The organism is Pseudomonas sp. R11-23-07 (assembly GCF_003852295.1).
Classification (GTDB): Bacteria; Pseudomonadota; Gammaproteobacteria; order Pseudomonadales; family Pseudomonadaceae; genus Aquipseudomonas.
In genome coordinates, this window is sequence record NZ_CP027761.1 from 4,747,157 (window position 1) to 4,762,302 (window position 15,146).

A 15,146-nucleotide genomic window follows, 5' to 3' on the forward strand; every position below is an offset into this window, starting at 1 on the left:
GTCGAGAGAATTGAATCAATGCCGCACATTTTGATCGTCGAAGACGAAACCATTATCCGCTCTGCCTTGCGTCGCCTGCTTGAACGTAATCAGTACCAGGTCAGCGAAGCCGGCTCGGTGCAGGAAGCCCAGGAGCGGTTCAGCATTCCCACGTTCGACCTGATCGTCAGCGACCTGCGCTTGCCGGGCGCTCCGGGTACCGAATTGATCAAGCTGGGCCAGGGCACTCCGGTGCTGATCATGACCAGCTACGCCAGCCTGCGCTCGGCGGTGGACTCGATGAAGATGGGCGCGGTGGACTACATCGCCAAGCCTTTCGACCATGACGAGATGCTGCAGGCTGTGGCGCGCATCCTGCGTGACCGCCAGTCGGCCAGCAGCGCGCCAGCCGAACCCCGTCCGGCCGGAAAAGCAGCCGACAAACCGGGCGTCGATAACAGTAACGGCGAAATCGGCATCATTGGCTCCTGCCCGCCGATGCAGGACCTGTACAGCAAGATCCGCAAAGTGGCGCCGACCGACTCCAATGTGTTGATCCAGGGTGAGTCGGGCACCGGCAAGGAACTGGTGGCCCGCGCGCTGCATAACCTGTCCAGGCGCGCCAAGGCCCCGATGATCTCGGTGAACTGCGCGGCGATCCCCGAATCCCTGATCGAGTCGGAATTGTTTGGCCACGAAAAAGGCGCGTTCACCGGTGCCAGCGCCGGGCGTGCGGGCCTGGTCGAAGCCGCCGACGGCGGTACGCTGTTCCTCGACGAAATCGGCGAGTTGCCCCTGGAAGCCCAGGCGCGCTTGTTGCGGGTGCTGCAGGAAGGCGAAATTCGCCGGGTCGGTTCGGTGCAATCGCAAAAGGTCGATGTACGCCTGATCGCAGCGACGCACCGTGACCTCAAGAGCCTGGCCAAGATCGGCCAGTTCCGTGAAGACCTGTATTACCGACTGCATGTGATTGCGCTCAAGCTGCCGCCACTGCGCGAGCGTGGCGCCGATGTCAACGAGATCGCCAGCGCGTTCCTGCTGCGCCAGAGCGCGCGCATCAACCGTACCGATCTGAAGTTTGCGCCGGACGCAGAGCAGGCGATCCGGCATTACGCATGGCCGGGCAACGTGCGCGAACTGGAGAACGCCGTCGAGCGCGCGGTCATCCTGTCGGAAAGCCCGGAAATATCCGCCGAGCTGTTGGGCATCGATATCGAGCTCAGCGATCTGGACGACGACGACTTCATCGGCCTGGCGCCACAACAGGGCGCAGGTAGCGCGACCAGCCATGAGCCGACGGAAGATTTGTCCCTGGAAGACTACTTCCAGCATTTCGTCCTCGAGCACCAGGACCACATGACCGAGACCGAACTGGCCCGCAAGCTCGGGGTAAGCCGCAAGTGCCTGTGGGAACGTCGCCAACGCCTGGGCATTCCACGGCGCAAGACCGGTGTTCCCAGCGAGAGCTGAGGTAACACCGGCTAATGTGAAAAAACTGTTACCGCAGATATGTCGCGTAACAAAAGCCGGGGCTTACGGTAACGAAGCCCCGGCTTTTTTTCGCCCGTCAAAACCCGAAAACCGCCTCAACCCCCTGCTTTTGCTGGGCGGCGCGAAAGTTGGCACGCACCCTGCTATATGCTTAGTACAAAAACAATAACAAGCTTTGTACCAGACAATAAAAATAAGACGAATCGACTCACGCATAACAAAAACAACACGGCGGAGGCGCAGCTAACTGATTCTTTTGGAGAGGCGTTGCATTGGGGCTTGCCCCGCAACCAGGCCGAGAACAACAAAAACTGCCCTAAGGCAGAGCCTGAACTGGTTGGATCGTAGATCAGCAACACAGCGACCAAAGCAATCCGTTTGCTCTTGGCTCCCGATTGGGAGTGCCATGAAGGTGAAGCTTCATGGCGAGGGCGATCAACAAAAACAAGAAGCCCGACACCATAATAAAAATAGAGTACGCAACTACTTCTGGGGGAGCTTCGGCTCCCCTTGTAGTTTCCGACAGTTAGCCCCTGAATTTGCCTTTTAAACGCTTATGGCGCAACGCCTGCAGCTTGTTCCTACACCATCCCCTGACTAAATGCTAGAATCCCGGCCCATCATGCGGTCATTCTTCGTTATGGCCGAACATTCCTTCAAACAGTGCATCCCATGCTGAAGAAGTTGTTCCAGTCATTCCGTTCTCCCTTGCGTCGTACGCAACACATTCGCAGCACGCCTGAAGTGCTTAACAGCAATCAGCATTCATTGCAGCGCGCTCAATTCAGCCGTTATGCGGTGAACATCGTCGAACGTTTGCAGAACGCCGGTTACCAGGCCTACCTGGTGGGCGGCTGCGTACGTGACATGCTGCTCAATATCACGCCGAAAGATTTCGACGTCGCCACCAGCGCCACGCCTGAACAGGTGCGTGCCGAATTCCGCAATGCGCGGATCATCGGGCGCCGCTTCAAGCTGGTGCATATCCACTTCGGTCGCGAAATCATCGAGGTCGCGACGTTCCGCGCCGGCCACCCGCAAAACGATGAAGAGGAAGACACCAATCAGTCTTCCCGCAACGAGAGCGGGCGCATCCTGCGCGACAACGTCTACGGCACCCTGGAAGAAGACGCGCAACGCCGCGACTTCACCATCAATGCCCTGTATTACGATCCGGTGAGCGAGCGGATCCTCGATTACGCCAATGGCGTACACGATATCCGCAACAACCTGATCCGACTGATCGGCGACCCGACGCAGCGCTACCAGGAAGACCCGGTGCGCATGCTGCGCGCCGTGCGGTTCGCCGCCAAGCTCAACTTCGGTATCGAGAAACACACGGCCGCACCGATTCGCGAACTGGCACCGATGCTGCGGGAAATCCCGTCGGCACGCCTGTTTGAAGAAGTGCTCAAGCTGTTCCTTTCGGGCTATGCCGCCGACACCTTTGAAATGCTCGTCGACCTGCAGTTGTTCGATCCACTGTTCCCGGCCAGCGCCGAGGCGTTGGAACACAACCCGACGTACACCCACACACTGATCAGCGAAGCGTTGATCAACACTGACCTGCGCATCAAGCAGAACAAGCCGGTGACCCCGGCGTTCCTGTTTGCCGCCCTGTTATGGCCGGCCCTGCCCAAACGCGTACTGCGCTTGCAGGACCGTGGCATGCCGCCGATTCCTGCCATGCAGGAAGCTGCCCACGAATTGATCACCGAGCAGTGCCAGCGCATCGCCATTCCGAAACGCTTCACCCTGCCGATCCGCGAAATCTGGGACATGCAGGAGCGCCTGCCGCGCCGCAGTGGCAAACGCGCCGACCTGTTGCTGGACAACCCGCGCTTCCGCGCCGGCTACGACTTCCTGTTGCTGCGCGAAAGCGCCGGCGAGCAGACCGACGGCCTGGGCGAATGGTGGACCGACTATCAGGATGCCAATGACAGCCAGCGGCGCGAGATGATTCGTGAGCTTGGCAGCAAAGGCGACAGCGTCGGCGAAGGGCCGAAAAAGCGCCGCCGCAGCTCCAGCAAGCGCAAACGCAGCGCCGCCGATGCCTCGGGCGCAACGGGCGAATAAACGTGGAACGTATCTACATCGGCATGGGCAGCAACCTGGCTGCCCCGCAGCAGCAACTGCGCGACGCTATCGAAGCCCTGACGCAATTGCCCGACACGGCCCTCGTCGATGTATCCGCCTTCTATCAAAGCGACTCCCTGCTGCCAGGCCAACCGCGCTACACCAACGCGGTGGCGGCCGTGGACAGCAACCTCACGCCGCTGGATCTGCTCGACGCGCTGCACACCATCGAAAACGACCAGGGCCGCGAGCGCACTGAGCGTTGGGGCCCACGCACGCTGGACCTGGATATCCTGTTATTCGGTGATCGCCTGATTGATGAGCCGCGCCTCAAGGTGCCGCATTACCAGATGCACCTGCGGGCGTTCGTGCTTTATCCATTGGCTGAGCTGGTGCCTGCCGACTTTCAGTTGCCCGAGGGCCAAACGCTGGGTGAACTGCTGACAGCTTGCCCATTCGTCGGCTTGGAGCGCTTGCCTCTGTAGGAGCGAGCTTGCTCGCGAAAATCGTCAACGATCACGCGCTCAGCCTGATTGAACGCGGTGCCCTTGGATTCTTCGCGAGCAAGCTCGCTCCTACAATTGCGTCCGTAACAGCGGTAACACCGCCATCGTAACAAGGCGGTAACACATCCAATTGACTTCCCGTGTCCTCCTCACGACTATAGGCGTCCCGCCGCCGCCAACCCGGCGCTGAAGGGCGCAATCCAGGCCATATAAGCACTGCTATCAAGACGGTGCGCCTGTATAAACGAAGACTCACGCGCGTTACTCGCTGTTTCCAAGCGCCTGAACGAGGACCCTTTTCATGCCAGACATTACCCTGACCACCTTGCAGAGCCTCAAGCTCAGGGGTGAAAAAATCACCATGCTGACCTGCTACGACGCGACCTTCGCCCACGCCTGTTGCCAGGCCGGGGTCGAGGTGTTGCTGGTAGGCGACTCCCTGGGCATGGTTCTGCAAGGGAATGACAGCACGCTCCCCGTCACCACCGATGAACTCGCGTACCACACCGCCAGCGTCAAGCGTGGCAATGACGGTGCGTTCATCATCGCCGACCTGCCATTCATGGGGTATGCCACGCTCGAACAGACCTTCCAGAACGCCGGCAAACTGATGCAGGCGGGTGCGCACATGATCAAGGTCGAAGGTGCCGTATGGCTCGCCGAGTCGATCCGGCTGCTGGCTGAGCGCGGCGTACCGGTCTGCGCGCACATGGGCCTGACGCCGCAGTCGGTCAATCTCCTCGGCGGCTACAAGGTCCAGGGCCGCAATGAAGCCCAGGCACGCCAGATGCGCGCCGATGCCATCGCCCTGGAACAAGCCGGCGTCGCGATGATTCTGCTGGAGTGCGTACCCAGTGAACTGGCCGCCGAAATCACCCAGGCTGTCAAAGTACCGGTGATCGGCATCGGTGCCGGCTCCGCCACTGATGGCCAGGTGCTGGTGCTGCACGACATGCTCGGCCTGTCGATCAGCGGCCACGTGCCCAAGTTCGTAAAAAACTTCATGGCCGGCCAGCCCAGCATTCACGCCGCACTGAGCGCTTATGTCAGCGAAGTCAAAGCCGTGACCTTCCCTGGCGCCGAACACGGATTCTCTGCATGAACACCGTTAAAACCCTGCGCGAACTGCGCGCCGCCGTGACCCACGCGCGCAACGCCGGCAAGCGCATCGGCTTCGTGCCGACCATGGGCAACCTGCACAGTGGCCACGCGACCCTGGTGAGCAAGGCTGCGCAGCAATCGGATTTCGTGGTGACGAGCATTTTCGTCAACCCGCTGCAATTCGGCGCCGGCGAAGACCTGGACAAATACCCGCGCACCCTCGCCGCCGATCAGGAACGGCTGCTGCAAGCCGGTTGCAACCTGCTGTTCGCGCCAACGGTGGAGGAAATGTACCCCGGCGGCATGACCGGCCAGACCCGCGTCAGCGTCCCGCTGCTGTCCGAAGGCCTGTGCGGCGCCAGCCGTCCAGGCCATTTCGAAGGTGTCGCCACGGTGGTCAGCAAGCTGTTCAACATGGTCCAGCCGGACATGGCCGTATTTGGCCAGAAGGACTATCAGCAACTGGCGGTGATTCGCGCCATGGTGCATGACCTGAACATGCCGATCCAGATCATCGGCGAGCCAACCGTCCGCGCAGCCGATGGCCTGGCGCTGTCATCGCGCAATGGCTACCTCACCGAAGAGCAACGCGCGATTGCACCGGTGCTGTACCGCAGTCTCAGCCAGATTGCCGCCGCCATCAAAAGCGGTGAGCGTGATTTCGCCAGGCTGCGCGCCGAGCACATCCAGCAGATCGAAGCCGCTGGTTTGCGCATGGACTACCTGGAAGTGCGCCAAGGCGTACACCTGAGGCCAGCCACGCCTGAGGATCGAGACATTGTGATTCTGGTGGCGGCCTATCTGGGCGCGACTCGCCTGATCGACAACCTGCATCTGACCCTCGACTGACCCCAGCCAACAGCCCGCCGATTGCCCTGATCGCTGTGCCGGTATAAAAAAGTACCGGCTACAGCGCAGACAAAGCCAAGACATATCGACACGCTAGGTTTAATGTAATCGCCCTGCGCGTATGGTTAGCGCTGTCCGGAACCCGTGGCCAGTTAAAAGACTGGATGTTCCGGATTTTGAAGTGTCCTAAAAGGCAGTCCCTGTAATAAAAAGGAAACCCGCAGCGATGGCGTACTACCGCACCCCTCATGACGTTACCGCGCTGCCCGCCTGGCAAGCGCTCAATCAACATCGCCAAGCCATGCAGGATTTCAGCATGCGCGAGGCCTTCAATGCCGACCCCCAGCGTTTTTCAGAATTCACCCTGAGCAGCTGCGGGCTTTTCCTCGATTACTCGAAAAACCTGATCACCCGCGAAACCCGCGACCTGCTGGTGGGCTTGGCCAACGAAGTCGGCCTTAAAGACGCGATCGACTCGCTGTATGCCGGCGAGCCGGTCAACTCCTCCGAAGGCCGCCCGGCGTTGCATACAGCCCTGCGCCGCCCGGTAGGCGACAAGTTGTCGGTCAACGGCGTGAACATCATGCCGGACGTGCACAAAGTGCTGAACCAGATCACTGACCTGGTCGGCCGCATCCACGACGGCCTGTGGCGTGGCTATACCGAGAAGCCGATCACGGACGTGGTGAATATAGGCATCGGTGGTTCGTTCCTCGGCCCGGAGCTGGTCTCCGAAGCACTGCTGTCCTACGCCCATAAAGGCGTGCGCTGTCATTACCTGGCGAACATCGACGGCAGCGAGTTTCACGAGCTGACCATGAAGCTGCGCGCCGAGACCACGCTGTTTATCGTCTCGTCCAAATCCTTCAACACCCTCGAAACCCTGAAGAATGCCCAGGCCGCCCGCGCCTGGTACTTGGCGCAGGGCGGCTCGGAAGCCGAGCTGTACCGCCACTTCATCGCCGTGTCGAGCAACAACGCAGCGGCCGTGGCGTTCGGTATCCGCGAAGAAAACATCTTCCCGATGTGGGACTGGGTCGGTGGTCGTTACTCGCTGTGGTCCGCAATCGGCTTGCCTATTGCCTTGGCAATCGGCATGTCCAACTTCAAGGAACTGCTGTCCGGTGCCTACACCATGGACCAGCATTTCCAGAACGCGCCGTTCGAAGACAACATGCCGGTGCTGCTGGGCTTGCTGGGCGTGTGGTACGGCAATTTCTGGGGTTCGCAGAGCCATGCGATCCTGCCGTACGACCACTACCTGCGTAACATCACCAAGCATTTGCAGCAGTTGGACATGGAATCCAACGGCAAGAGCGTGCGCCAGGACGGCACGCCGGTCGCCACCGATACTGGCCCGGTCATCTGGGGCGGCGTGGGCTGCAACGGGCAACATGCTTATCACCAGTTGCTGCACCAAGGCACGCAAATGATCCCGGCCGACTTCATCGTGCCGATCGTGAGTTTCAACCCGGTCTCCGATCACCACCAGTGGCTGTACGCCAACTGCCTGTCCCAGAGCCAGGCACTGATGCTCGGCAAGACCCGCACCGAAGCCGAAGCCGAGCTGCGCGAAAAAGGCATCCCCGAAGCCGACGTGCAGAAACTCGCGCCGCACAAGGTGATCCCGGGCAACCGCCCGAGCAACACCATCGTGGTCGAACGTATCAGCCCCCGTCGCCTCGGCGCGCTGGTTGCCATGTACGAGCACAAGGTGTTCGTCCAGAGCGTGATCTGGGGCATCAACGCGTTCGACCAATGGGGTGTCGAGTTGGGTAAAGAGCTGGGCAAAGGCGTTTACAACCGCCTGACCGGCGCCGAAGAAACCTCGGCCGAGGATGCTTCGACCCAGGGCCTGATCAACTACTTCCGCGGCCGTCACCGCGGCTGATCCGGCGACTTCAAGGCCAATGTCCGTTTGGACGTTGGCCTTGAACCCTCTCTCCTCAGGGTGCATCTTTATGACTTGTCGCAAAACAAGAATAAGGAGCGCTCATGTTCGATATCAGCCAATTCCCCCGCGCCGATGCCGTCCGCCGGGCTGCGCAACTCAGCCAAGAGGACTATCAGCGTCTCTATCGCCAATCCATCGAACAGCCGGACACCTTCTGGGCCAACCAGGCCAAGGCCTTTCTCGATTGGATGGCGCCATGGCACACCGTCCATAGCGCCGACATCAACACCGGTGCTGCGCAATGGTTTGCCGGCGGCCAACTGAACGTCAGCTACAACTGCATCGACCGTCACTTGCCCCAGCGTGCCGATCAGCCGGCCTTCATCTGGGAAGGCGATGATCCGACAAAATCTTCCACCATCACTTACCGCCAACTTCATCAACACGTCAGCCGCCTGGCCAACGTGCTGAAGAGCCGTGGCGTAAGCAAAGGCGACCGGGTGTGCATTTATATGCCAATGATCCCGGAAGCGGCCTACGCCATGCTGGCCTGCACACGCATTGGCGCGGTGCACTCGGTGGTGTTTGGCGGGTTTTCACCGGACGCCCTGCGCGACCGCATACTGGATGCCGACTGTCGCACGGTCATTACCGCCGATGAAGGGGTACGCGGCGGCAAGCCGGTCGCGCTGAAACACAACGTGGATAAAGCGCTGGCCAGTTGCCCGAACGTCAGCACCGTCCTGGTGGTCCAGCGCACCGGCGCAAATGTGAACTGGAACGAAGGCCGCGACCTCAAGTACCAACAGGCCGTGGAGGCCGCGAGCGACGATTGCCCGCCCGAGCCAATGGACGCCGAGGCCCCGCTGTTTATCCTCTATACCTCCGGCAGCACAGGCAAACCCAAGGGCGTCTTGCACAGCACCGGCGGCTATCTGCTGCAAGTGGCGATGACCTTCAAGTACGTACTGGACTACCGCGAGGGCGAAGTGTTCTGGTGCACCGCCGACGTGGGCTGGGTTACCGGCCACAGCTACATCGTCTATGGCCCCCTGGCCAATGGCGCTACGTCGTTGATGTTCGAAGGTGTGCCAAGCTACCCGGACAGCTCGCGCTTCTGGCAGGTCATCGACAAACACCAAGTGAACATCTTCTACACCGCGCCGACCGCATTGCGCGCCCTGATGCGTGAAGGCCACGGCCCGCTGCAAAGCACTTCCCGCGCCAGCTTGCGCCTGCTGGGCAGCGTCGGTGAACCGATCAACCCGGAAGCCTGGGACTGGTACTTCAACGCCGTCGGCGAACAGCGCTGCCCGATTGTCGATACCTGGTGGCAAACCGAAACCGGCGGCATCATGCTCAGCCCGCTGGCCAGCGCCCAGCTTATCAAGCCAGGTTGCGCCACCCAGCCGATGTTCGGCGTGCAACCGGTGCTGCTGGATGAACAAGGCAAGGAAATCAGCGGTGCCGGCAGTGGCGTGCTCGCGATCAAAGCTAGCTGGCCGGGGCAGATTCGCAGCGTCTATGGCGATCCGCAGCGCATGCTCGACACCTACTTCAAACCCTACCCCGGTTACTACTTCACCGGCGACGGCGCGCGGCGCGATGAGCAGGGCGATTACTGGATCACCGGGAGAATCGACGATGTTATCAACGTATCAGGCCATCGCATCGGGACCGCCGAAGTCGAAAGCGCCCTGGTGCTGCATGACCTGGTGGCCGAGGCCGCGGTGGTCGGCTACCCCCACGACGTCAAAGGCCAGGGCATTTATGCGTTCGTCACCCCAATGAATGGCGTCGAACCCAGCGATGCGCTGAAAAAGCACCTGCTGGAGTTGGTCAGCAAGGAAATCGGCAGCTTCGCCAAGCCGGAATTGATCCAATGGGCGCCCGCCCTGCCGAAAACCCGCTCCGGCAAGATCATGCGCAGGATTTTGCGCAAGATTGCCTGCAACGAGCTGGACAGCCTGGGCGATACCTCGACGCTGGCCGACCCGAGCGTGGTGGATGGCCTGATCGACGCACGCCTGAACCGATAGCAACGCTTGAACGGATAGCAACACCTGAACCGATAGCCTCGAAATAACCCCCGGCCTGTTCAGGCCGGGGCTGTTAAACTGCGCGCCCCCTTTGTACTCATTTACCCGCAAGCAAGGCGCGCTCCATGACTCCCTTGAACCAGGCGCTGCGCGCCGCTCTCGATCATCGCCAAGACCTGATCAGTGAACTGCATGCCCAAGGTACCGATTGCTACCGTTTGTTCCACGGCAGCCAGGAAGGCGCCGGCGGCCTGACAATCGACCGCTACGGTCCGCAATTGTTGGTGCAGAGCTTCCACCAATCCCTGCAAAGCGCTGATCTGTTGGACCTGCACCAACTGATCAACCACTACATGGGCCTGGAGTTACTGCTGGTATACAACGACCGCTCCCGTGGCAATTCGCGCATCGACCGTGAAGACGCGGTATACCGCGCCCAACCTGCCGCACTGGAAGACCTGGTCGGTCACGAATGGGGCCTTAACTACCGTGTGCGTGGACGGCATGCCGGGCAGGACCCGCTGCTGTTTCTCGACCTGCGCAACACTCGCGGCTGGGTCAAGGACCACAGCGCCGGTAAAAGCGTGCTCAATCTGTTCGCCTACACCTGCGGCGTCGGCTTGAGCGCCGCTGCCGGTGGCGCACGCGAGGTCTGCAACCTGGACTTTGCCGAGGGCAACCTGGCCGTAGGGCGCGAGAACGGCCTGCTTAACCCGCACGTGCCGACGATGGAATTCGTGCAGTCCGATTATTTCCCGGCCATTCGCCAACTGGCCGGCCTTGCGATCACCCAGCGCCGTGGCCAGAAACTGCCGAGCTATCCGCGCCTGGAACAGCGTCAATATGACCTGGTGCTGCTCGATCCCCCCGCCTGGGCCAAAAGCGCGTTCGGCACCGTCGACCTGTTGCGCGACTACCAAAGCCTGCTCAAGCCGGCATTGTTGGCCACCGCCGATAATGGTGTGCTCATTTGCTGCAACAACCTGGCGAAAGTGAGCATGGAGGACTGGCGCGAACAGGTGCTGCGTTGCGCGGAAAAAGCCGGCCGCCCTGTACGCGATTGGCAGGCCATGGCGCCGGGAGCGGACTTTCCGTCGAAAGACCAGCAACCTCCGCTGAAGACCCTGATCCTGCAATTGTAGGAAGTTTCCCAAGCCCTGCGGTTCTTCGGAACCGAAATCCCGTGCCATACTCCAAGGCACTCTCGTTCGACATAGATGGCGTCACCCATGCCCAAAGGATTGATCCGCGCCCTAGGCGCCTTGTTGACCGCCCTTGCGTTGTACAGCTTGCTGGGCTTTTTGATTCTGCCCGGCATTGCCCTTCGCATTGCCAACCAACAGTTGGCCGATTACGCGACGGTACCGGCGCGTATCGAGCGTATCGAGCTCAACCCGTTCAGCCTGGAGCTGACGCTATGGGGCCTGAAGATCGGTGAACCGGGCAAGGAACAGTTGGGTTTCGAGCGCCTCTACGCCAACCTGCAGATCGACAGTCTCTGGACCCGCGCCCTGCACCTGGCCGATGTGCAACTCGATCAGCCCAAGACCGAAGTGCTCTTCGACAAGTCCGGCCAACTGAACCTGGCGCAGTTGTTCAAGTTGCCGCCGAGCGAACCAACCCCCGCCGCCCCCGATGCCAAGCCTTTCCCGCTGCGTATCGACAGCATCAAGCTGGCGCGCGGTTATGTGCACTTCCAGGATCTGCGCCCCAGCGAACCCATCGAATTTCTCTACGACACACTCGACTTCGAGCTGAAAAACCTCAGCACCTTGCCGGAAGATAACGCCGACATGACCCTGGTGGCCGCCGGCCCCGAGGGTGGGCAGATCGACTGGAAAGGCAACTTCAGCCTGGTACCGATCACCTCCGAAGGCTCGCTGAAAGTCACCGACGGCAAGATGAAAGCCTGGTGGCCGTACGTGCGCGATGCGTTGCCGCTGGTGCTCGAGGACGGTGTGCTCAATTTCAGCACCGACTATAAATTCAGCCTGGCCAAAGAGACCGAACTGAACCTGACCAACACCGTCGCCAGCATCGCGCCCTTTGCGATCAAGGCCCCGGATGGCCGGCCCTTGGCACGCCTGGAACGCCTGGACGTCAGCGAGACCACGGTGGACCTGGCTAAACAGAAGGTGGTGATCGGCAAGATCCGCAGCAACAAGCTGGAAACCTGGGCTGCCCGCGAAGCCGATGGGCAACTGGATTGGCAAAAGCTGTTCGCCAGCCAACCCAGCAAACCGGCCAAGGCCCCTGAGCCCGCCTCCGCGCCAGCCACGGCCGATTCGCCTGAAGCGCCACCGGCGGCGCCGAACAAACCCTGGCAAGTGCTGCTCAAGGATGTGCAACTGCGCAATTACCAGGTGCACTTGGCTGACCGTCAGGCCAACCCTGCGGTAGCACTGGAGCTGGGCCCGTTGAACGTCGACGTGCAAAACTTCGACAGCCTCAACCAGAGCCCTTTTACCTTGAAAGTCGACACCGGCTTGGGCAAGCAGGGCAAGATTCAGGCAACCGGCGAGGTCAACCTGAACCCGGTCAGCGCCAAGCTGAAGGTGAACACCCAAGACATCGACCTGCGCGTCGCCCAAGCCTACATCAGCCCGTTCATCCGCCTGGAGCTGCGCAGCGGCATGCTCGGCAGCAACCTGGATGTGAACCTGAAAAGCACCGAGCCGCTGGCCCTCCAGGTCACCGGCCGGGCGCAGATAGATCAGCTGCACACCCTCGACACCCTCAAGTCCCGCGACTTCCTCAAATGGCAGCGGCTGGTGCTGGAAGGCGTCAATTACCAGCATGGCGACAGCCTGACGATCGACAAGGTCAACCTGCTGCAGCCCTATGCGCGCTTCATGATCAACGATGACCGCACCACCAACATTGACGACCTGCTGATTCCACAGCCGGCCGACAGCGGTACCAAGCCGGCGGCCAAGTCGGCATCAAGCAAAGACAAGCCGCTGGGCATCCGCATCGGCCAGATTGCGATCAACGACGGCTCGGCCAATTTCGCCGACTTCAGCCTCACACCCAACTTCGCCACCGCGATTCAACAACTCAACGGCCAGATCGGCACCATTGACAGTCGCCAGGCCAAGCCGGCCAGCGTCGACATCAAGGGCAAGGTAGACCGTTATGCGCCAGTGACCATCAAGGGCAGCGTAAACCCGTTTGACCCCATGGCAGCGCTGGACATCGCGACCAGCTTCAAACGCGTCGAGTTGACCACCCTGACGCCGTACTCGGGCAAATTCGCGGGCTTTCGAATCCGCAAGGGTCGCCTGAACCTGGACCTGCATTACATGATCACCAAAGGCCAGTTGAAGGCCGAGAACAAAGTGGTGGTCGAGCAGCTGCAACTGGGTGAGAAGGTCGACAGCGCCGATGCCGTAGACTTGCCGATTCGCCTGGCGGTTGCCCTGCTCAAGGACAGCGACGGCAAAATCTCCATCGAATTGCCGGTCACCGGTGACTTGAACAACCCACAATTCAGCGTGATGCCGATTGTGTGGCAAACCCTGCGTAACCTCGTGGTGCGCGCAGCGACGGCACCCTTCAAGTTCATTGGCGGGCTGGTCAGCGGCGGGGGCTCGGAAGACCTGGGTAATGTGTCGTTCGCCGCTGGCTCCAGTGAATTGAATAAGGATGCCGAAGGCGCCCTCAACACGCTGGCCAAGGCACTCAAGGAACGCCCTGCCCTGCGCCTGGAAATCGAAGGGACCGCAGCGGCCAGCAGTGACGGCCCGTTGCTGGCCGCACAACGGCTGGAGCGTGAGTACCAGTACAACTACTACAAAATCCTGCAGCGTCGCGGCGATAAAGTCCCGGCCCAGGCGTCATTGCTTGTGGTGCCGGAGAAGGAAAAAGCGCCTTTGCTGGAAGGCATCTACCGTACCCGCCTGAAACAGCAACCACCGGCCGAATGGAAAGACCTTGGCACTGACGAGCGCACAGCCCGGCTCAAAGACGGCGTGATCAAGTTCTGGAGTGGCAGTGACGTGCTGCTGCGCCAGCTGGGCCAGGACCGCGCCAGTACCATCAAGGACTATCTGGTGGATAAGGGGCAGCTGGAAGACGACCGCGTGTACTTCATTGATGCGCAGTTGGGGCAGGCCGAGAAGGATGGCCGGGTCGTTACGCCGATGCACCTGGATGCCGAGTAACCAATTTGGGAGGGGGCTTGCTCCCGATAGCGCTGCAGCAGTCAATGATATGTTGACTGCTGCAGCGCTATCGGGAGCAAGCCCCCTCCCACATTTTTTAATCCTCGTCTGGCCGGCAAATTATTGCGCACCAAATAGAACAGGCCCCGACACAAGTGCCGGGGCCTGTAATGACCACATCCGTGTGGTCGGTCGCATGAACTCCAGAGGTGCATGGGATGGATAACTAACTCACCCCACGCCGCCGCCATTCAGTTCAGACGAAACCTGCAACGTTACTCTGCTTTCAGGCCATCGGCCGAAACAGCTTTAACGCCTTTGATTTTCTTGGTGATCGCAACAGCAGTTTCTTTCTGCGCGGCGGTCACAGCGGTAGGGGACGACAGGGACACTACGCCTTTGTTGGTTTCAACCTTGATGTCAGTGCCAGGAATACCTTTTTCGGTAACCAGGTCAGCTTTCACTTTGGTGGTGATCCAAGTGTCGCTAGTCGCCTCTCCAGCGTTATGGGCTGCGCCTTTGGTTTTGTCGATACCGTCAGCCTTGGTAGCGCCGCCAGCCAGCAGGCCGTCTGCCGAAACAGCAGTCACGCCTTTGATTTTCTTGGTGATCGCTACAGCGGTCGCTTTCTGCGAATCCGAGATAGCTACGTCGGAAGACAGGGAAACCACGCCTTTGTTGGTTTCAACCTTGATGTCCGAACCTGGGATGCCTTTTTCAGTCAGCAGGTCAGCTTTGACTTTGGTGGTGATCCAAGTGTCCGAGGTAGACTCTTTGGCTTTGGTCACTTCACCTGCCGCCAAGGTCATCGGGGCTTGGGAAGTCTGAGCAAAGGCTACGTTAGCACCCATGGCCAGAGTCAGAGCGGTAGCAGTAGCGAGAGCGAACTTCTTCATACGAGTAACTCCTGTTTTATTAAAAGACTGCAGCACGTAAATCTTGGTGCTGCAGCGCTACTAGAGATAGTGCAGGCAGTGTGCCAAGTCGCCGTACAGTTAAAAACTCTTATAAAACAAAGAGTTAAAAAAACACCTGATTTTCGGAATCG

Annotated in this window: 10 protein-coding genes; 9 read left to right on the forward strand and 1 reads right to left on the reverse strand. The window is 60.2% G+C overall.

Annotated elements, in window-relative coordinates; genetic code table 11:
* Positions 1-18 precede the first annotated feature (18 nt).
* The 9 genes from C4J84_RS21735 (at position 19) to C4J84_RS21775 (ending at position 14,098) form a co-directional block, all read left to right on the forward strand.
* Positions 19-1,449, forward strand: a complete 1,431-nt coding sequence (locus C4J84_RS21735) for a sigma-54 dependent transcriptional regulator (protein ID WP_124364425.1) — start codon at positions 19-21, stop codon at positions 1,447-1,449.
* 693 nt (positions 1,450-2,142) lie between these two features.
* Complete coding sequence (locus C4J84_RS21740; protein WP_124368369.1) at positions 2,143-3,546, forward strand: polynucleotide adenylyltransferase PcnB; 1,404 nt, start codon at positions 2,143-2,145, stop codon at positions 3,544-3,546.
* Between the two features lie 2 nt (positions 3,547-3,548).
* Positions 3,549-4,031, forward strand: coding sequence for a 2-amino-4-hydroxy-6-hydroxymethyldihydropteridine diphosphokinase (gene folK / locus C4J84_RS21745; protein ID WP_124371885.1), 483 nt, complete (start codon positions 3,549-3,551; stop codon positions 4,029-4,031).
* 322 nt (positions 4,032-4,353) lie between these two features.
* Positions 4,354-5,154 carry a 3-methyl-2-oxobutanoate hydroxymethyltransferase gene (gene panB / locus C4J84_RS21750; protein ID WP_124371886.1) on the forward strand — a complete coding sequence of 267 codons (801 nt, stop codon included), beginning with the start codon at positions 4,354-4,356 and terminating at the stop codon, positions 5,152-5,154.
* Positions 5,151-6,002 carry a pantoate--beta-alanine ligase gene (gene panC / locus C4J84_RS21755; protein ID WP_124364429.1) on the forward strand — a complete coding sequence of 284 codons (852 nt, stop codon included), beginning with the start codon at positions 5,151-5,153 and terminating at the stop codon, positions 6,000-6,002. The genes panB and panC overlap by 4 nt, the downstream gene beginning before the upstream one ends.
* 226 nt (positions 6,003-6,228) lie before the next feature.
* The gene (pgi, locus tag C4J84_RS21760; protein ID WP_124371887.1) at positions 6,229-7,893 is read left to right on the forward strand and encodes a glucose-6-phosphate isomerase; all 1,665 of its coding nucleotides are present in this window, start codon (positions 6,229-6,231) and stop codon (positions 7,891-7,893) included.
* Positions 7,894-7,997: 104 nt separating this feature from the next.
* The gene (gene acs, locus C4J84_RS21765; protein ID WP_124436079.1) at positions 7,998-9,935 is read left to right on the forward strand and encodes an acetate--CoA ligase; all 1,938 of its coding nucleotides are present in this window, start codon (positions 7,998-8,000) and stop codon (positions 9,933-9,935) included.
* A gap of 125 nt (positions 9,936-10,060) precedes the next feature.
* Positions 10,061-11,077 carry a class I SAM-dependent rRNA methyltransferase gene (locus C4J84_RS21770; RefSeq protein WP_124436080.1) on the forward strand — a complete coding sequence of 339 codons (1,017 nt, stop codon included), beginning with the start codon at positions 10,061-10,063 and terminating at the stop codon, positions 11,075-11,077.
* Positions 11,078-11,164: 87 nt separating this feature from the next.
* The gene (locus C4J84_RS21775) at positions 11,165-14,098 is read left to right on the forward strand and encodes a DUF748 domain-containing protein (protein ID WP_124436081.1); all 2,934 of its coding nucleotides are present in this window, start codon (positions 11,165-11,167) and stop codon (positions 14,096-14,098) included.
* A 275-nt stretch (positions 14,099-14,373) separates the two neighbouring features.
* Here C4J84_RS21775 and C4J84_RS21780 read toward each other — a convergent pair whose 3' ends face one another.
* Positions 14,374-14,994: a BON domain-containing protein gene (locus tag C4J84_RS21780; RefSeq protein WP_124436082.1), complete on the reverse strand. Its 621-nt coding sequence runs from the start codon at positions 14,992-14,994 to the stop codon at positions 14,374-14,376.
* Positions 14,995-15,146: the final 152 nt, after the last annotated feature.